The sequence below is a fragment of the Burkholderia sp. PAMC 28687 genome (assembly GCF_001577465.1).
GTDB lineage: Bacteria > Pseudomonadota > Gammaproteobacteria > Burkholderiales > Burkholderiaceae > Caballeronia.
In genome coordinates, this window is sequence record NZ_CP014506.1 from 636089 (window position 1) to 655002 (window position 18914).

Annotated in this window: 19 protein-coding genes; 9 read left to right on the plus strand and 10 right to left on the minus strand. The window is 59.8% G+C overall.

Annotated elements, in window-relative coordinates:
- The first annotated feature begins 6 nt into the window (after positions 1-6).
- From leuC to AX768_RS18280, 4 genes are all read left to right on the plus strand, one after another.
- Positions 7-1437: a 3-isopropylmalate dehydratase large subunit gene (gene leuC, locus AX768_RS18265; protein WP_062001522.1), complete on the plus strand. Its 1431-nt coding sequence runs from the start codon at positions 7-9 to the stop codon at positions 1435-1437.
- Positions 1437-2027: a 3-isopropylmalate dehydratase small subunit gene (gene leuD, locus AX768_RS18270; protein WP_062001523.1), complete on the plus strand. Its 591-nt coding sequence runs from the start codon at positions 1437-1439 to the stop codon at positions 2025-2027. Before leuC ends, leuD begins: the two co-directional genes overlap by 1 nt.
- Before the next feature lie 43 nt (positions 2028-2070).
- Positions 2071-3138, plus strand: coding sequence for a 3-isopropylmalate dehydrogenase (gene leuB, locus AX768_RS18275; RefSeq protein WP_062001524.1), 1068 nt, complete (start codon positions 2071-2073; stop codon positions 3136-3138).
- A gap of 85 nt (positions 3139-3223) precedes the next feature.
- On the plus strand, positions 3224-4639 hold the full coding sequence (locus tag AX768_RS18280; protein ID WP_062002310.1) for an MFS transporter: 1416 nt from the start codon (positions 3224-3226) through the stop codon (positions 4637-4639).
- A gap of 12 nt (positions 4640-4651) precedes the next feature.
- Here AX768_RS18280 and AX768_RS18285 read toward each other — a convergent pair whose 3' ends face one another.
- From AX768_RS18285 to AX768_RS34475, 5 genes are all read right to left on the minus strand, one after another.
- On the minus strand, positions 4652-5377 hold the full coding sequence (locus tag AX768_RS18285; RefSeq protein ID WP_062001525.1) for an MBL fold metallo-hydrolase: 726 nt from the start codon (positions 5375-5377) through the stop codon (positions 4652-4654).
- A complete protein-coding gene (locus tag AX768_RS18290) occupies positions 5374-5979 on the minus strand; it encodes a DUF6875 domain-containing protein (protein WP_155524278.1) in 606 nt (201 codons plus the stop codon). Before AX768_RS18290 ends, AX768_RS18285 begins: the two co-directional genes overlap by 4 nt.
- Before the next feature lie 120 nt (positions 5980-6099).
- Complete coding sequence (locus AX768_RS18295; protein ID WP_155524279.1) at positions 6100-7044, minus strand: ATP-grasp fold amidoligase family protein; 945 nt, start codon at positions 7042-7044, stop codon at positions 6100-6102.
- Positions 7045-7466: 422 nt separating this feature from the next.
- Positions 7467-8837, minus strand: coding sequence for a tetratricopeptide repeat protein (locus AX768_RS18300; protein WP_062001527.1), 1371 nt, complete (start codon positions 8835-8837; stop codon positions 7467-7469).
- An 88-nt stretch (positions 8838-8925) separates the two neighbouring features.
- Entirely contained in the window at positions 8926-9399 is a 474-nt protein-coding gene (locus tag AX768_RS34475) for a transporter substrate-binding domain-containing protein (RefSeq protein ID WP_082778921.1), read from the minus strand.
- A 198-nt stretch (positions 9400-9597) separates the two neighbouring features.
- On the opposite strand from AX768_RS34475, the gene AX768_RS18310 reads away from it, so the two are divergent.
- Positions 9598-10455 carry a DUF4148 domain-containing protein gene (locus tag AX768_RS18310; RefSeq protein WP_172811983.1) on the plus strand — a complete coding sequence of 286 codons (858 nt, stop codon included), beginning with the start codon at positions 9598-9600 and terminating at the stop codon, positions 10453-10455.
- Between the two features lie 328 nt (positions 10456-10783).
- On the opposite strand, the gene AX768_RS18315 is transcribed toward AX768_RS18310, so the two are convergent.
- A complete protein-coding gene (locus tag AX768_RS18315; RefSeq protein WP_062001530.1) occupies positions 10784-11401 on the minus strand; it encodes an ABC transporter ATP-binding protein in 618 nt (205 codons plus the stop codon).
- A gap of 183 nt (positions 11402-11584) precedes the next feature.
- On the opposite strand from AX768_RS18315, the gene AX768_RS18320 reads away from it, so the two are divergent.
- Positions 11585-13996, plus strand: a complete 2412-nt coding sequence (locus AX768_RS18320) for a PAS domain-containing protein (protein WP_155524280.1) — start codon at positions 11585-11587, stop codon at positions 13994-13996.
- A gap of 13 nt (positions 13997-14009) precedes the next feature.
- Here the strand turns inward: AX768_RS18320 and AX768_RS18325 are convergent, their stop codons facing one another.
- Complete coding sequence (locus AX768_RS18325; protein WP_062001532.1) at positions 14010-14732, minus strand: ABC transporter substrate-binding protein; 723 nt, start codon at positions 14730-14732, stop codon at positions 14010-14012.
- A 109-nt stretch (positions 14733-14841) separates the two neighbouring features.
- On the opposite strand from AX768_RS18325, the gene AX768_RS18330 reads away from it, so the two are divergent.
- On the plus strand, positions 14842-15555 hold the full coding sequence (locus tag AX768_RS18330) for a dienelactone hydrolase family protein (protein WP_062001533.1): 714 nt from the start codon (positions 14842-14844) through the stop codon (positions 15553-15555).
- 60 nt (positions 15556-15615) lie between these two features.
- Here the strand turns inward: AX768_RS18330 and AX768_RS18335 are convergent, their stop codons facing one another.
- Together AX768_RS18335 and AX768_RS18340 are read right to left on the minus strand one after the other, a co-directional pair.
- The gene (locus AX768_RS18335) at positions 15616-16062 is read right to left on the minus strand and encodes an SRPBCC family protein (RefSeq protein ID WP_062002312.1); all 447 of its coding nucleotides are present in this window, start codon (positions 16060-16062) and stop codon (positions 15616-15618) included.
- 131 nt (positions 16063-16193) lie between these two features.
- Positions 16194-16835: a TetR family transcriptional regulator gene (locus AX768_RS18340; RefSeq protein ID WP_062001534.1), complete on the minus strand. Its 642-nt coding sequence runs from the start codon at positions 16833-16835 to the stop codon at positions 16194-16196.
- A gap of 96 nt (positions 16836-16931) precedes the next feature.
- Between AX768_RS18340 and AX768_RS18345 the strand changes: the two genes are divergently transcribed.
- Entirely contained in the window at positions 16932-17597 is a 666-nt protein-coding gene (locus AX768_RS18345) for an O-methyltransferase (protein WP_062001535.1), read from the plus strand.
- Between the two features lie 87 nt (positions 17598-17684).
- Here the strand turns inward: AX768_RS18345 and AX768_RS18350 are convergent, their stop codons facing one another.
- Positions 17685-18131, minus strand: coding sequence for a tautomerase family protein (locus tag AX768_RS18350; protein WP_062001536.1), 447 nt, complete (start codon positions 18129-18131; stop codon positions 17685-17687).
- Between the two features lie 218 nt (positions 18132-18349).
- Here AX768_RS18350 and AX768_RS18355 point away from each other — a divergent pair, with 218 nt between their 5' ends.
- Positions 18350-18895, plus strand: a complete 546-nt coding sequence (locus tag AX768_RS18355) for a putative glycolipid-binding domain-containing protein (protein WP_062001537.1) — start codon at positions 18350-18352, stop codon at positions 18893-18895.
- The last annotated feature ends 19 nt before the right edge of the window (positions 18896-18914 follow it).

Below are 18914 nucleotides of genomic sequence, written 5' to 3' on the forward strand. Positions count from 1 at the left end.
AACGCAGTGAACCAAACTCCCCCGGCGCCAAGAACGCTATTCGACAAGATCTGGAGTCAGCATCACGTCCTCGAGCGTGAAGACGGCCAGAGCCTGCTTTACGTCGACAGTCATTTCCTTCAGGACGGATCGGCGCCCGCGTTCGAAATGCTGCGCCAGCGCGGCCTGAAAGCGCACGCGCCACAACGCGGATTCGCCACCCCCGATCATTACGTGCCCACCGGCAGCCGCGATCTTGCGAGCATAACCGACCCCGAGAAGCGCGCAATGGCCAACGCGCTGCGCGACGACACCAAAAGTCTCGGCATCACCTTCTTCGGCCTCGATGACGTGCGCCAGGGAATCGTCCATGTCGTCGCCCCCGAACAGGGCCTGAGCCGCCCCGGCATGCTGATCGTGTGCGGCGACAGTCATACGTCCACGCATGGCGCAGTCGGCGCACTGGCGTTCGGCATTGGCGCGACGGAGGTGGCGCATGTGCTCGCAACGCAGACCTTGTGGCAGCGCAAACCGAAGGCGCTGCGCATTGCGCTCGAGGGCACGCTGCCTGCGGGCGTGGGCGCGAAGGACGTGATTCTCGCGATCATCGCGAAGATCGGCGCGGGCGGCGCGACCGGCCATGTGATCGAATACGCGGGGCCGGTCATTGAAAGTTTGTCGATGGAAGGCCGCTTCACCATCTGCAACATGTCGATAGAAGCAGGCGGCCGCGCCGGCATGATGGCCCCCGACGACACCACGTTCCACTATCTCGCAGGCAAGCCGTTTGCGCCGCAAGGCGCGCGCTGGGACGAGGAGGTGGCGCGCTGGCGCGGGCTTGCATCGGACGCAGGGGCATCGTACGACAAGGAGATCACGCTCGATGTCAGCACCTTGCAACCCATGGTCACCTGGGGCAACAGTCCGGAAGACGCGCTGCCCATAGATGCCCGCGTGCCCGATCCCGCAGACGCGCCTAATGCCGAGAAGCGCGCCGCGATGCAGCGCACCATGGATTACGTGGGCCTTACTCCCGGTATGACGCTCGATGGCCTGACCATTGACCGCGCATTCATAGGCTCGTGTACGAATGGCCGCATCGAGGATCTGCAGGCGGCTGCCGCCGTGGTCAAGGGCCGCAAGGTCGCGCAATCGGTCGAAGCGTGGGTGGTGCCGGGCTCGGGCCTCGTCAAACAGGAAGCGGAAGCGCTGGGTCTCGACCGGATCTTCAAGGACGCCGGTTTCCAGTGGCGCGAAGCCGGTTGCTCGATGTGCCTCGGCACCAATGGCGACACCGTTGCGCCGGGGCAGCGCAGCGCCTCGACCACCAATCGCAATTTCGTCGGCCGGCAAGGTCCCGGTTCGCGCACTCACCTGATGAGCCCCGCGATGGTCGCCGCCGCCGCGTTGAGCGGGCGTCTCACCGACGTGCGGCCCATGCTTGCCGGGGAAATCTGATGGAAGCCTTCGATTATCTCGATGCGGTCGCACTGCCGGTTGCGCGCCCGAACTGCGACACCGATCAAATCGTGCCTGCACGATACCTGCAGAAACCGCGCTCGGACAATTTTGGCAATTACCTTTTCCGCGACCTTCGATACCACGCGGACGGTTCTGAAAAAGCCGGCTTCCTGCTCAATCTGCCCGCGTATCAGCCGGCGAGGATCGTGGTCGCGAAGGAGAACTTCGCGTGCGGCTCGTCGCGCGAGCACGCGGTCTGGGCGCTGTACGACTACGGCGTGCGCGCGGTGATTGCGCTTAGCGTGGGGGACATCTTTGCGTCGAATGCATCGAAGAGCGGACTGTTGATCGTGCTGCTCGCCGCTGATGTCGTCGACGAAATGATCGGCAAGATCGAGGCGAGCCCTGGCCTGCATGTAAGCGTCGATCTCGATGCGCAAACCGTGTCCACGCCGGACGGTGTATCGCATACATTCAGTATCGATGCCTATCAGAAGCGTTGCCTGAAGGAAGGTCTCGACGAACTCGGCTACACCCTCACTCAGCTCGACCGGATCGAGGCATTCGAGCGCAACTACGCGTACTGAGTGCCGCCGCGATATTCAATCACGTTCATGTAAAGGACCGGAAATGAAAGTTGCTGTACTGGCGGGCGATGGGATCGGCAAGGAAGTCACGGCGGAGGCGCTCAAGGTTCTGCAGGCGGTCGTGCCAAAAAGCGCGGCGCTTGAAATCAGCCATGCGCCCATAGGCGGCGCGGGCGTGGAAGCAGCGGGCGATCCGCTGCCGGCGGCGACGCTCGACATCGCGCGCAAGTCCGACGCGATCCTGTTCGGCGCCGCAGGCGAACCGGGCGACGAGAAGATTCCCTTCGACATGCGCCCGGGCGCGAGCCTTTTGCGTCTGCGAAAGGCGCTGGGTCTCTTTGCCAACTTTCGCCCCGCGTTTCTCTTCCCGGAACTCGCCGATGCCTCGAGCCTCAAGCGCGAGATTGTCGATGGCCTCGACATCATGATCCTGCGCGAGCTGACCGGCGACCTCTACTTTGGCGAACCGCGCGGCGTAACAATAGAGAACGGCGAACGGGTCGGCGTCAACACCATGCGATATACCGAATCCGAAGTGCGCCGTATCGGGCACGCAGCCTTTCGTGCGGCGCGAACGCGTAACGGCAAGGTCTGCTCCGTCGACAAGGCCAACGTTCTCGAAACCATGCAGCTCTGGCGCGAGGTCATGACGGAAGTCGGCCGGGAATATCCCGACGTGGAACTGACACACACTTTCGTGGATGCAGCCGCGATGATGCTGATGCGCAACCCGCGTCAGTTCGACGTGATCGTGACGGGCAACGTCTTTGGCGACATTCTCTCGGACGCGGCCGCCATGCTGACGGGTTCCATCGGCATGTTGCCTTCGGCTTCACTTGCAAGCGGGCGGCTTGGTTTGTACGAACCGGTACACGGCACGGCGCCTGACATTGCGGGGATGGACATCGCGAATCCGCTGGCCGCGATCCTCTCGGTCGAGATGATGATGCGTCTTTCGTTCGACCTGCCCGAAGCGGGCGACCGCATTCGCCGCGCTGTGAGTTCGGTTCTTGCCGATGGCTACCGTACCGCGGACATCCATCAGCCGGGCACGAAGAGAGTCGGCACGCGAGAGATGGGCGAAGCAGTACTGGCCGCGCTGGGCCGATGAACACGTAGTACACCGGCGCAGCCATGCCGGCGCCGCCTCAAAAAATAGATCATGGCGGCAAAATGCACGCCATGTGGAGACGAAGATGACAGATATCTATGCCGATACGACGATCGCCGTCGCGGACACGTACGCCGGCCAGGTGGCGGCGCGGCTCGACCGGCTGCCATTTACGCGCACCCTCTGGCGGCTGGTGTTCCTGATCTCGCTTGGCGGCGTCTTCGAGCTGTACGACCTCTTCATGACAGCCTACATTGCGCCGGGGCTCGTCAGGAGCGGCATGTTCAGCAGCGGCTCGGTGGGTTTTTTCGGCATCAACGGTATCGGTTTCTTTGTCTTCTGCACGTTTGCCGGCATGTGGCTTGGCTGCATGGTCTTCGGGTCGATAGCGGACCGGCTTGGACGCCGCTCGATGTTCACCTTCTCGCTCATCTGGTATTCGCTCGCGACCGCCGTGATGGCGTGCCAGACGCATGCCGCGGGCGTCGATATCTGCCGCTTTGTCGCGGCGATCGGCGTCGGGCTGGAACAGGTGACGATCGATACGTTCCTGACCGAGCTCGTGCCGCCGCAGGGACGCGGCAAGGCCTTTGCGTTCTACCAGTTCATCGAGTTCCTGATCGTGCCGGTGGTGGCGCTGCTCGGCTGGCTGCTGGTGCCGATCAGTCCGTTTGGTATCGATGGATGGCGCTGGGTTGCGGCGATCGCTTCGGTCGGCGCCATTGCCGCTTGGTGGCTGCGGCTCGGGCTGCCCGAAAGCCCGCGCTGGCTGTCGCTGCATGGACATGAGGGCGAGGCCGAACGCATCATGCGTGACCTGGAGACGAAGATTGCGCGCGAAGCCGGCATGGCGAAGCTGCCGCCCGCACAGCGCTCGGAGCCTGTCGTTGGCGACGGAAAATTCTCCGAACTGTTCAAGCCGCCTTATGGCAAACGCACGCTCGTCCTGTCTGTTTTCAACCTGACGCAGACCATTGCGTTCTACGGCTTTGGCGCGTGGGTGCCGACATTGCTGATATCGAAGGGCATTCACGTCACCGCGAGCCTTCAGTACGCATTCATCATTGCACTTGCCAATCCGGTGGGTCCGTTGCTCGGCATCTGGATCGCGGACAAGATGGAGCGCAAGTGGCAGATCGTCAGCGCGGGCGTGGGGATCGGCATCTTCATGATGTTCTTTGCGAAGCAGACCGATCCGCTCTGGATCATCGTGTTCGGCGTGCTGGTGACGCTCTTCAACAACTGGATCTCGTTTGTCTTCCATGGTTTCCAGGCGGAGCAATATCCCACTCGCATACGTGCCCGGGCGATCGGCTTTGTCTACTCATGGAGCCGCGTCAGCGCCGCGCTCGCAGGTTTGCTGATCGGCTTTTTCCTGCGCGAGGGCGGCACGATGGGCGTGGCGTTGTTTATCGGCGCGGCGATGCTCGTGATGATCACGGCGGTCGGCGTGTTTGGTCCGCGGACGCTCAACCGCAGCCTGGAAGAACTCTCGCAGTGAAACGGCTGCGCTTTACCCTTCAACCGTTTCCTTATGCCGGTCCTTGAGGCAGTACTCAATGAGACCGTCGATGGTTGCCGCGACGTTATTGTGAATGGCGGGGCCGTGCATGGGGAAGATCCATTCAATGTCGTATTTCTTGATCTTCTTCAACGCAGCATGCAAGTATTCGATGGACGGAAGGTATCCGGAGTTTTCTATCGACGCCACGATCTCCTGCACGGGGTCGCCCGGGCGTTCTTCCACGGGTCCGTACCGCATGAAGACGTCGGATGAGAAAAGCGCCTTGAGCCGAGGAACGTAGATGACCAGCGCGTCCCACTGGTGAACGTGCTTCGCGAAAATCGGAACGAGTACTTCACCGCTGATGGTGATCGGGACTTCGTCCTTCAAAGGTTTTGTCTTGACGGAGAAAATGTCCGCAAGCGCATGCGAGCAGATCGGATGAGCGTACGCAACCAGATTCTTGTTGCGTGAGATGAAGTCGGGCAGGGCGCCCATTTCATCGGCTTCGAAGTGAGGAACAATGACGCTGTTGACCGTTGCGACATCTATGCCGGCAGACAGCAAGTTCGACTTCATCAGCGGGAAGTCGCCTCGCATTCCGGTCTCGATACAGAGGGTATCGCCAGTCGGAGACTTCAGGAAAAACTGCGAGAAACCCAGGTCGAGCTTCTCGATAAAGATATTGTTTCTGTAGACATGGTCCGCAAAAACATCAACTTTCGACGACTTCATTTATGCGCCTCCATTGCAGTCTCGAATTGGCGAAGGGCGATGCTTCCGCGCCTTCCGAATTTTTCCAGGTATGCGCGCACGTAGTTTTCATCGTCGTATAGGAACGCAATATCCGTTGGCACCATGTTGCGGATGGCAATCAATGGAACCGGCGCTTGCAGCGGGCGAAATTCCTTGTTCCAAAGCCCAGGTTCCGCGCATTCCTGAAAGAACTGACCAATCATCAGGTGCCGTTCAACAAACGCCGGCTTCAGTTGCTTCTGGACATATTCTACTGCGCTTACGATGTCGTCGACTCCGCACGGCACGATGATCCGGCAACGGTAGACGTCCTGCGTCGAGCCGGCTTGCAGGAATTCCTCCATGTGCAATTCCAGGTCCGCCAGGAGATCCGGAACGCTGCTGGAACGATTTCTGTAGAACTCGACCGACCTTTTCAGCATGGCAGTCTTTGCAAACGGACATACGTCCCCGAGCCTTCCGAGCTCGGTGTTAGGGGCGCATAGAAAATGTTCGATCCAGCCGAGAATCCTGGAAAAGCCTTCGTCGGTTGAGGCTTCTTCAAGAGACAGACGTTCTGAATCTGACAGGCCTGTTGCCATGGTCCAACCTCATCGATGCTGAATTCGGATCACCAGATGGACGCGCGATTTATCAGGATTTATTTTTGCGATCGCCACGGTGTTTATGCCTGTCTCAAGGGCTCGTGTTTCATTCGTCACTTACGATGCCGGCATTTCCCTGATCAACCGGCCCCAGTCATAGTCGAGATCGTCGGGCGTAAAACGCGAGACGCCAGCGCCCGGCGTGAACGTCAGTTCGCCGAAGAATATTTCGTTGTCCGGCGCATAAAGATCCACGCGCACATAACCGAGTCCTTCTGACAAGACCGAGGCGATCCTGACGATCTCGTCCCAGTTCGGCAACGGCGGAGCGGGGACCGCGCTGCGCGGGTATCCACCCAGCTCGAAGTCGAGCCGGTTCCAGCGCGCGTCGTAGAAGTCATGTCTTGGACTGCCGAAGCGGTCGGAGACCACGCCCGTATAGATGAACGGCTCGCCTTGCTTGCGGCCGAAGATATTCATTTTCAAATCGGCGGGGACCATGCCGCTCTTGTCGAGCAACAACTTCTCGAAGTAGAGCCGGGGCTTGATCGGCCGATAATGCCGCTCGCGTGAAGCTTGATAAAAATCGGTCGCCAGCCATTCATCCGCGAGATGGCTAAGTTGCTCGAACGACACCGTGGACTTGTCCCGGACCACCTTCACGAATCCGCATCCGTGATTCGCTTTCATGACGAACGAAGCGGGAAGCGAGTCGAATACTTCCCGCGTGAAAACATCGGGCACTGCAATGAGGGGAATCAAATGCTTTTCGCCCACCTTGCTTGCCACGTAGTCACGAACGGCAAGCTTGTCGGTCAGCGTGGTCCACACCGGTTTGGGATGAAGGCAACGATCAAGAACGATTTCATTGAAGGTCGTGGGATTTCGCAGATTGGGGAAACGCCCGACTCTCTTGCGATGCGAGATCATGACGAACACATAATCGGGAAGAAAGCGCTTTACACCACGAACCAGGCGCTTGCGGATGGCGCCGCGCTTCTTCTCTGCGCGTGCCTCTACCGGAAAATGTGTTGCGTGCGCCAGCTCGTCGGGGGTGCTCATCGGCATAATCTCCTCGCTTACTACTTGAAATCAAATTACGGGTAGTCGGGCACAAGCGGAGACGACAACCGAAAGATGTGTCGTCCGGAAATCTGGTAAATGCTGCGGTGAATTTTTACGCGCGCGCCTTCAAACCGGCTTTATGCTGCAATGAAGCATAGGCGATCGACCGGCCCTGTAGACTGGCTTGGCCGAAAGTCTGGAACTCTTGGCGCATTCAGAAAACCGGATTTTTGTTGCAGCGCATTTTTTGCCGATCCTGCAGCCTATATGTGCTGCTGTATGAGCCTATTTAGTGTTGGCAGTTACTTGATTTCCCGCGTTCCAGTGATTACTAATTGCTTACGTCTCATGGCGTCGAGCAATCCTGCGCAAAGGGTTTTTTGTTCGACGCGAAATGTGGAAGACGGGGTGCGGCCGTCTCACACCTTGAACTGCGTCATCCCGACGTGCCGTGCCGCTGCAGCGTAACCAATCCGGTCCGCCGGCCCGACCGGATGCGTCGCGAGCGCACGATTCAGATGAAGCCGCAGAACATCGTCTCGTCCGGACTTCATGGCGGCATCAATGAACAGTTGCTCGAAGACATCGCGCTGGGCATGACTGCCGCCAAGCCGCTGCATTTGGCTGAGCGCAGGCAGCATCGCGTCGACACTTGCTGCGTACTCCTGCCGCCCGTGAAGCAACACGGCCTCACTCACCGGCAAGGCTGCTTCCCTGAGAATCTGCCGGCGTTCGCCACGCTGCACTGAATCCGCGTCGCGAATCCCCTGGAGCAAACGCTCGGCCGCCTCCCATCGCTCTGCACCGGCCAGCGCCAACATCCAGTGCGGAAGCGTCAGGGCCGCGAGCGTGTCGCCAATGCGGGCCTCGGCCAGATCCGCGAGTTCATCCCATCGGTTGCCTGCGTTTATGCCGTGGAGCTGCAGCCGGAACAGCATCGAGGTTGCGTTCAGCACATCGTTATACAAATCTGGGACGGCCTGCAGCAACGGTGATGAGAGGTCGCGAAAACGCTGGTCGTAGAGATCCAGGACCTGATCGAACTCGCGCCGTTCAAGATGAAACATCGCACGATGCCACCACAGGTGATGCTTGAAGTTGTTCGCGGTTTCCCAGTGCGGTTCGAGCTGGTTCAGGAACGCAATACCTTCGTCACGCCGTCCCTGCATCTCCATGACGTGAGTCAGCGCGTGTGTTGCCCAAAGATTGCCCGGGTCCGACTCGATTGCCGACCAGCCGGCTTTTTCGGCGGCATTGTATTGACCGCATTCCTCGTGGGCAAACGCATTGCAAGCCAGCACGGTTGTGTAGCCCGGAAGCTGATCGCTCCAGTACGGCATGACCTTGGTGATTTCGTGCAGCATGCGTTTCGGAAGCCCGTACCAGAACGCGGTGTTGTGGTGAACGCGCAAGGCGAGCAGGTCGCGCGGGTGAGCGGCCAGAATCTCTTCCCAGACCGAGAGGGCGTGATCGAGGTCACCGTCGATCCAGTGCGCCAGTGCCGCAACGTGCGAGCGCTCGCGATGGGTCGCGTGAACGGCGTACCGTTGTGCTTGTGCAAGCGCCTGCCGGGCGGTCCCGAGATGTGAAGCGTTGAGCGGCATCATCGCGAAGTAGCCCGTCAGCACGTGGGCCATCACGAACCCGGGGTCTTGCGCAAGCAGCTTGGCAAGACGCGCACCGAGGTCGGCTTTGTAGTACAGGTATCCATCGATGGCGAAACGGTATGCATCGCCCGCTTCATCACCGGTGGTTGTAGAGATCACGAGCCCTTGCGCGTCGTATGTCATGCAGTTTCCTTAAGCGCCGACATCCTTAGCGTACAGGAGCAGCCACGCCGGCATATCGCGAATCTCTGGGAACGAACGGGTGAAGGGGCTAGCCGCGGGCTGACCGCGAGATTACTTCGATACATTCTTTCTTGCCAAAATACTTCTGCGATATCTGCGTGTAGGTGCCGTCCGCTCTGATATTGGCGAGTGCTTTGTCGATGGCGGCCAGAAGCGGCGGATTACCCTTCGGGATGACGACGCCGGAGTACTCACTGCCGGCCGAATTGCTGATCGCGGCGATCTCGACCTTCGCGTCCTGACATCGGCCAGGAGCAGGCACTGCAAAAGTTTTATGGCAGCGCCTCCTTGAAAGCTTGGTTATTGGATGTTTTTTGTTTGTCGATCTTTTCGCGATATGTCTTGCGATACCCGCTAAAACGCTAGACGCGACTGTATCAAGGAGCAGTTGTTCCACAAAGCACATCCATGCCGAACGTAATGTGCAAAACGTATAAAGCAACGCCTGCGCCGTTGGCCGCAGGAGGTTCTCGTGCGAGTCGGTTGCATCGCCAATGGTCATACCAAGGTTGTCTGAAAGTGACTGGATGTTGGCGCATCCACGCGCCAGCCGAGCGCGTAGTCAATGGATTAGGTTGCTCGTGGCAGGGCACCGGCGCACGGCAGGCCGGATCAACATCGCCTCTGTCAGCCTTTCCTGGGACCGTACATTGCTGCGGTCCGGCGGACGCGGATGTTCGCGCCATACAGGGCATACATCATGGTCACTCATCCAAAGAGGCTGGTCTTTGCAGGTGTTTTTGTCGTCGCGCTTGCGGTTACTTCATACCTGCCACGATTCGTCCAGAACGCGCTTCATCACGATCACTCCATAAGCGACGGCTACGACGACTCCGGGTCCGCGGGCGGCGTGCCTGATGGAGCGCCGGCGTCCGGAGCGGTGTCGAAGGAAGTGCGCCCCGATCCTTCGCCGGCGCGCATTCTTCAGGCGGTTCGCGACAGCCTGCAGCGCAACGATCTTCAATCGGCTGAAGTGCTGCTTCGCGCTGCGCGTGCGCTCGATATCAACAACCGGCAAGCGCTCGCGCTTCAGCACGAACTCGATGCACGCATGACGCAGAGCGCGTCGCCGTCGACAGCTGTCAAGGGTGCGGCAACGCCGCAGCGAGCGGATTCGCTCCCGGTCAAAAGAACCAGCCGCACGGCTACGCGGACCCCGGACAAACGCGAGCGTGCACCGATTCACACGCGCAAAGCCAGCAACTTTCATGAAGAGGTGAACACATCCAGGATCACACCTGTCGAGACCGCAGCTCCAATCACCGAGGCAGCCGAGAAACCAAAGTCCATGGTCGAGTCAGTGCCCGAAGCCGCACATGCGCCGGCACCTGTGATTGTGCCCCCGCCAGTTGTTCAGCCTACCGCGCAACCTGTTGTACGACCCGCGCCTGCGCCGGTAGTGGAATCGTCACCGGGGCCGAAGAGTCGCGAGGAGGTCCGGGCGGAACTGTACCGCGCTCGCACCGATGGCAGCCTTCCGCGCTTCGGCAATCCGGATCCTGCCGGTCCGGGCGTTGCGACGATCTCGAAGCCGCTTGCGGCGACGCCGGACCGCTAAGGCCACGATCAGTTCGTCCATCGATCGACCGGGAAAACGCAAGGAAATCTAACCTTCAAACCCGTTGATTTCCTGTCGTTACACAAAGCACGAGCCCAAGGGCTGGCAATCGGGCCTCGTGTGCTTCATGTGGTGAGCAAAGCGCCGAAGCGCATGGGGTGGCGAAGGCACGCAGATTTCAGTAATGATGCTACGAACGGCGATTTTCGAGATAATTTCTAATTCCAACGTTAATTGGAGCCTGCTTTCATGGGTTCCTCATCGAATGCATCGAACGAATGCATCGAATTTTCCCAGCCTCGTGCTTCAGAAAGGAAAGAGTATCGAACTAAGCGTTTAGGTCGGCAAAGGTAATCGTTTGCGCCTTGCATGCTTGCGTGAAAGCCGCGTCATAACTCGAAAAAAACACCACACGGCGTTCCGCCAGCATCCCGAACAGCTCAACCAGAACGCCGCGAGCGTTGGTGTCTAGCCCGGCGACGGGTTCATCCGCGATCACAACCTTTGCATCGCCGATAACCGCCGCGGTCAAGAAGACCTTCTTGCGCGTGCCGAACGACATTTGCTCGAAGCGTTTCTCCAGATGCGGCGTCAGCCCGAACCGCTCCGCCAGGTCGAGCACGTCACGCCCGACTGACGCCTTCCGCTCCAGCGCCACCTGCTCCAAGTAGGCGCGTCCGGTTTGCAATGAATCAGGCAGGCAGTCATCGGGAATGAAGGCCAGCGCGGATTTTGCTTCGGCCGGAGCATCTCGATGCAAATGTCCGTCGATCCACACATCGCCGCAACCTGCGGGAATCGTCCCGGCGAGCATGCCGAGCAGGGTGGTTTTGCCGCTGCCGCTATCATCGTTCAGTGCAATGCATCCCGGGCCGGCGCGATAGCTCAGTCCTTCGAAAATGACGCGGTCAGCATAGCGTTTGCCGAGGTTCTCAAATCTAAGCATGAGTAGATGTCTGGGTATTGCGATAAGTTATGGATGCCGCATCAGGAATGCCCACGCGCGGTGAATCCTGCTGATATTGCATAGTATCGGTCTGCGGCCGATCCTGAGTGCCGAGTCGGTGAGTATCTGTCAGTAACGTAATCCGTGTGTTCCGGCCGGAACGTGAGCAAATGGAGTTGAATCTTGACCAAGGTTTTGAGCCTCGATAGCCCCGATTTCCTGCAGGGAGGGGGTGAAGTCGGGGAGTTGATGCGGTCGTACCGGTGGGAAGATACGCCACATGGCACGCCGCAAACGTGGCCGCAAGCCCTGCGGCTGACCGTTGGCATGTGCATCAACTCGCCGCTTCTGAGCACGGTGCTGTGGGGACCGCAGTTGTGCATGTTCTACAACGATGCTTATTCGGCGTCGCTTGCCGACCGCCATCCGGCGGCGCTGGGAAAGCCAGTCGCCGAGGTATGGGATGCCGCGTGGGATGTCGTCGCGCCGGATTTCCACCAGGCAATGAAGGACGGCACGGGATTCGAAAACAGCAAGGTCCAGCTCCGGTTCGTGCGCAACGGAGTACTGGAAACGACCTACTGGGACTTCAGCGCCACGCCAATCCGCGATGAATCCGGCGCGATCGTCGGGCTGTACAACGTCGGCATTGAAACCACGGCGCAGGTGAGGCTGACCGAAACACTCGAGCAGCGGATGCTCGAACGCACGGCCGAGCGCGACCGGCTGTGGGAATTGACGGACGACCTGCTGGTCAGCGCGGACTACGAGGGCCGCATTCATCGTGCGAGCAATGCCTGGAGCCGCCTGCTCGGGTACACGGAAGAAGAGCTGAGGTCGCGCCCGTACTCCGGGTTCATGCATCCCGATGACGTTGGCGCGACCATGAACGCGGTGCTGGAGATGCGCGCGAGCGGTCGCCCGGTGCACTTTCAAAACCGGCTGATTGCATCGGATGGTACGCCGCGATGGATCGCGTGGAAGCTCGCGCCCGAGCCGAACAACGAACGCATGATCGGCACAGGCCGCGACGTCACCGAGGAACGAGAGCGCGAGATCGCGCTGCGCGATTCCATGGACTTTGCGCGCCTGGCGTTATCGGCGGTGAGCGGGGTCGGCGCGTGGACGTACGAAGTGGCGAGCGACCAGTTTTTCTGCGACGAGGCCATCTCCGAAGTCTATGGAATCGATGCAATCCAGGCAGCGAAAGGCATCAGGCGCGAGCTGTTCCTGGCCAACGTGCATCCGGACGATCTCAAGGCGCTCGGCGCCACCATGTCGGGCGGCTTGCTGCGCTCGGGCGACCTGGAACTCGAATACCGGATCAACCATCCCGATGGGTCGGTGCGCTCGGTGCTCTCCCGCGGCCACACGTACTTCGATCTGGAAGGCGTGCCGGTGCGGCGAACGGGCATTGGTATCGATATGACGCAACAGCGCCTGCTTGAACAGCAGCTTCGCCAGAGCCAGAAAATGGAAGCGGTCGGCCAGTTGACCGGCGGCCTCGCGCATGACTTCAACAACATGCTGCAGGGCATCCTGGGCCCGCTGGAACTCATCCAGCGGCTCGTGTCCATGCGGCGCACCGACGGGCTCGAGCGTTATTGTTCGATGGCGATGTCATCGGCGCAAAAAGCCGCGGCTTTGACGCATCGCCTGCTTGCGTTTTCACGGCGCCAGCCGCTCGATCCCATACCGGTCGATGCCAACGAACTGGTGGCATCGCTTGCAGACTTGTTGCGGCGTACGACCGGCGAGATGGTGGACATCGTGCTCAAGCTGGACGGTACGCCGTGCAAGACCGTTTGCGATGCCAACCAGCTTGAAAGCGCGCTGCTGAATCTCTCGATCAACGCGCGCGACGCCATGTCCAACGGCGGCACGCTGACCATTTCCACGTCGCACGAAAGCATCGATGAACACCACGCCGCGCAGCGCGAGTTGAAGCCGGGCCGTTTCATTTGTATCGCCGTGACCGACTCGGGCGAGGGCATGCCGCCCGATGTCGTCCGGCAAGCCTTCGAGCCGTTTTTCACGACGAAGCCGCTCGGGCAGGGGACGGGGCTGGGTTTGTCGATGGTGTATGGCTTTGCCGGGCAATCCGGCGGCTTTGCGTCCATTTCGAGCCAGCTCGGGCAAGGCACGACGATCCGTCTGTACCTCCCGGAAACCGATCGCGAGGACAGCCCGGATCACGCGCCGGTCACGCTCGCGCAGCTTCATGAAAGCTCGGGCGAGACCATCCTGGTCGTGGAGGACGAGAGCGACGTTCGGAGGTTGCTCGTCGAGGTGTTTTCGGACGCGGGTTATACCGTGCTGCAGGCGACCGATGGTCCGTCGGGGCTCGAGATCCTGAGGTCTCCGGTGCGCATCGATCTGCTGGTATCGGACGTTGGTTTGCCACGCATCAATGGCCGTCAGATGGCCGATGCCGCGAAGCTGTTGCGTCCTCATTTGCGGATTCTTTTCATGACGGGCTATGCGGAAATGGCGGTCGCGCCGGGCGGTTTTCTCGGCGAAGGCATGCAGATGATCACCAAGCCGTTCAGCATCGAGGCGATCGTGAACAGAGTGCAGGGGTTGCTCGGGGCGTGAGAGGCAGTGGCGCCTATGCAGTCGCCGGCGCCACCGATGCACCGGCAATTCCGTGCCGCTTCAATGCATCGGCGACAAACCCCAACGTCTTCATCTCTTCCACGAACGCCGCCAGGAATTTCGCGGCGTCCTCGCCACGGCTTTTCGGCGTGCCCATTGCCTGCTGTATCACCATGAAGCGTTCATCGAGCAAACGCAGGCCGGAAGTCTTTGCGGCATCGGCTTCGAGTTGCTGCTTGACGCCGGCCGCTACCTCGAGTTGCTGATCCATGAACGTCTGCACCACCGCGGGCGACGACAGCGCGCGCACAATCTGCGCGGCCTTCAGTTCGCGCGTGAGGAACAGGTCGTACGCGCTGCCTTTGCCGACCACCACGCGGTTTGCTGCCTCATCGACATCGGCATTCGCGCGAATCGGCGAAGCGTCTCGCACGAGGTAAAACCCTTCGATCAACACATAGGGCGCCGTGAAGGCGATGCTCGTGCCACGCACCGGATCGATCGCAAAGAAGCCGATATCGGCGCGTTCATCGGCGACGGCTTCGACGGATTTGCCGGCGGTATCGAAGACGATCAGCTCGACTTCCACGCCCAGCCGCTTGCCGAATTCGCGTGCGAGATCCACCGATACCCCGAACGGTTTTCCTGTCGATGAATCCGCGTTGGCGAGGATCGGATTGCCCAGATTGATGGATGCACGTAGGCGGCCGGTCGGGGTGAAGGCGTCAGTTGTCATGGGATAAGGCTCGAGAATGTTGCCAATAGGGAGACACGCAATAATCGATTGTCAGCGCTATGCTACCGGTTCCGTTCACCCGTTGAACTGTTTAACCGAGGACCCCGTCATGAAACAGACACCAGGATCAATGATCAGCTTTAAGCGCCCCGATGGGCAGGAGATACAAGGTTATCTGGCAAAGCCGCAAAAGCTCGAAGGCGCGCCCGCGATTGTCGTGATCCAGGAATGGTGGGGCTTGAACGACCAGATTCGCGGTGTCGCCGACCGGTACGCGCAGGCCGGGTATATCGCGCTGGTGCCTGATCTGTTTCGCGGCAAGACCACCGTCGAAGAGGCGGAGGCGAACCATCTGCTGACCGAACTCGATTTTGGCGATGCCGCCGGCCAGGACATTCGTGGCGCGGTGCAATATCTGAAGACGCAGTCCGAGCGCGTCGCTGTTACGGGGTACTGCATGGGCGGCGCGCTGACGCTGCTGGCGTTGAGCAATATTGCCGAGGTATCGGCAGGCGTGGTCTGGTATGGTTTCCCGCCGCTGGAATATGTCGATGCATCGAAGATCAAGGCGCCGGTGCTCGGACACTGGGCCGAGCAGGACGAATTTTTCCCGGCTGAAACGGTGGCTCAACTCGAAAAGCAACTGTCCGATGCGAACGTCGATTTCGAGTTTCATCGATACCTCGCGCATCACGCGTTCGCCAACGAAACAGCGGTGGGACCGGGCCGTATTTCGAGGACGCAATACGATCCGGTCTGGGCGCAAATGGCGTGGGATCGAACGCTGACGTTCTTCGGCAAGACAATGTGGGCGCAGAAGTAAGTCAGGTTCTTTCGGGTAGTACGCCTGACATCCCCGAAAGAGTCCTTCCAATCCCGTCGGTCAGCCCGGAATCTCGGGCTCGGCCAGCTTCGCCAGTTGCAGAAGCGACTCCTGCCAGCCGAGGTAGCACATCTCCACGGGGATCATTTCGGGGATGCCTGCCTGCACAACAGTGATTTCCGTTCCGCACGACACCTGCCGCAACGAAATAGTGATGTCCATCCGGCCGGGCAGGTACGAGTCATCGAATTTGTCCCAATAGCGGATCTTCTCGAACGGCACGAGTTCGACGTACTCGCCGCCGAACGAATGGCTGGTGCCGGAGCCGAAGTTGCGGAAGGACATCTTGAACGTGCCGCCTACGCGAGCGTCCATGTGGTGAACCTGACATGTGAAGCCGTAGGGAGGCAGCCATTTCGCGAGCGCATCGGCTTCGAGGAACGCTCTGTACACACGTTCGGGTGTTGCGCGAAAGACGCGATGCAGGTTGACGGTTCCGGTTGTCATGAAGTAATCGCCTTTCATTGGGAGTTGGACATACCCCTACGACGATCCGGCGACGCGAGTTTCGACATACATTCAGATCAGGGGAGACCCGTAGGTGCGAAAGGATTTTACCCGGCTCCCGGAGCGCGTCTTCAACGCGACGGTTGCAAAGCCAGTTGTCCGATGTACGCACACAGCATGTCGGCTATCTCGGCTGACCACCGGTTCACCTCGGCTTGTGATTGCGCTTTGATGGAGACCGCTTCCCCAACTTTCGACATGGTCGTAATCAAGACCTCGGCGGCCAGCGAGCGGCGGTCTGGTCCCAGATCGGGAAGCGCCTCGTCCATGAACGCGATCGCGATATTCATCGCCGCGTCTTTTTGCGCCTGCGCCTCGGGTGAATCGCGATAAAGCGGCGCCGCATCTTCCAGCGCCGTGCGAAACGCGGCTTCCTCGTATTCGGTATCGAAGAATGTGCGTACTGCGGCGCGCAGGCGATCGGGAGCCGGGTGGGTTTTATCGTTGAGGATGCCTCCGACGAGTGCCCGGGTCCTGGCCCACTCTTCAGTCTGCAATCGAAACAGCATCGCTTCCTTGTTCGGGAAGTATTGATAGAGCGAACCGACGCTGACGCCGGCCGCTTCCGCCACCCGAGCCGCCGTGAAACGCGGTGCGCCTTCACGCACCAAAACGCGAACTGCAGCCTCGAGAATGTCCGCAACGAGGCGTGTCGAACGTTCCTGCTGCGGACGCTTGCGGGCAGATACGACGGGGCTTTGCCGGCTCTTCATGGATGTGCCTTTCGAAACGCGATTAGTAAATGCGACGAATTGTTCGTATTCTAGACGTGTGCGCAGCATCGTCAATTTCCATTAAGAGGCTCATTCATGAACACACTGATTCAGGCGCCGGTCTCGACCGTGCTGGAACAACTATTCGCCGATGCCGACGCATCACAGGCCCATCTCATGCAGCAGATGGCAGGACTGTCACCGGAGGACCGCGCGACGTTGATGGCAAGCGCACGATCCACCGATTACCGGGCGTTTTATACGCGGGCGAAGGAGTTTCATCTCGCGGTCTCGCGCAAGACCGGAGCTTTGCTTTACATGTATGCACGCATGACGAAGGCGCGTTCCGTTGTCGAGTTCGGCACGTCATTTGGGGTATCGACTTTGCATCTCGCGGCGGCGCTGAGGGACAACGGCGGCGGCGCGCTGATCAGCGCCGAGTTCGAGCCGTCGAAGGTTGCGGCGGCGCGCAGGAATATCGAGTCGGCCGGTCTCAGCGATCTCGTTGAGGTACGCGAAGGCGACGCGCTGGAGACGCTTGCGGATGGATTGCCGGAGAGTATCGATCTGGTTCTGCTCGATGGCGCCAAGGCGTTATACCCGGGAGTTCTTGCGTTGCTTGAACCACGATTGCACGCGGGCTCGGTGCTCGTAGCCGATAACGCCGACTGGAGTCCCGAGTACCTCGAGATCGTGCGATCCGGCGGCCGATACGTCTCGCAAGCCTTGCACGAAGACTTGGAAGTATCGGTCAAGCTTTGAGCGCGGTTATTCGCGTGCGCCCCGCGCGTCGACATCGGCAACCGCGCTCGTATTCACTGGGCGCTTGCCGTTCAAATTCTGGGGCTGTTACGAGCCGGCGCCCATTCCGAGCAGGTAATCGCGATCGGCTTCATCCATCGACTTGAGCCAGTCTTCCTCCGCGCCGGGTTCGGGCAACACGCGCCCGTATTCAACCATCTGCGAAGGAGGCAGTTCCGAGATATAAGCCCACACGTACCTGCGTTCCAGCGCGGTGGCGCTGATGATCACCTCGACAATCGATTCAAGCAGTTGCCGCTTCTGCTCGGGCGTTCGTCCCGCACGAATATGACCATGAACAATGGCCTGTTCCGCCTTCAAAGGGCTTCCTCCAATGAAGTGGTTGCCCGCCGGGATTTCGTTGAAGATCACTTGCGCAAAGAAACCTTGCGCGCCAGTGGCGCGGCTATGCGCTTTGGTGATGCCATCGGCGATTCGGTGCTTGAGTTCGTCGTTGAACCGATCGGCCGCGGTTGACACAATGTAGGTCGGCATTATTTTAAGCTCCGGTTGGAAGTACGTCGTGCGGGAATCAGCAATGGCTTTGCCTTGTTTTGTCCAACAGCCTACGCCTGCAGCGGGATGCTTGCTGTGTGACGGGCGGATTGAGACGCGGGGGCATCGGCCACGCGCGACCGCGGAATATGAAAAATATTGCCGTTCCAGGTGACGGCGGCGGGTTATGGTTACGCCGTAAATCCATGGAGACACCCATGCCTCAAGTACGATGGAAGATGCAGTCCGGATCGGGTATCGAGCATCTCGTGCTTCAAAGCCAGCCGGACGGTTATTCGGTGGAGAGCGTGCTTACCGGGGAAAACAGCGATCGTCCCTATGCAATCCAGTACTCCCTCCGATGTGACAAAAGCTGGCGCACACGGTTCCTGTCGATTCAAGTCATCGGCGGAGCGACGCTGGTCATTCACGGAGATGGGGAGGGCCACTGGACGGACGAACAACTCGACGAGATTCCGGACATCGAGGGATGTGTCGATGTCGATATCGTTGCGACGCCGTTCACGAATACGCTGCCAATCCGCCGGTTGACGTGGCATAAAGGCATGCAGCAGCGCATTGCCGTTGCGTGGGTTTCCATACCTGATTTGCAAGTCGTTCGCGCAGACCAGATCTACACATGTATCGAGCCAGGCAGCCGGTTCCGATATGAAAGCGCTGACAGCGGATTTACAGCAGAGCTGGAAGTGGACAGCGACGGATTGGTCATCGATTATCCGGAACTGTTCGAGCGCTTGAGATAAAAGCCGTGGGCAAAAGAGA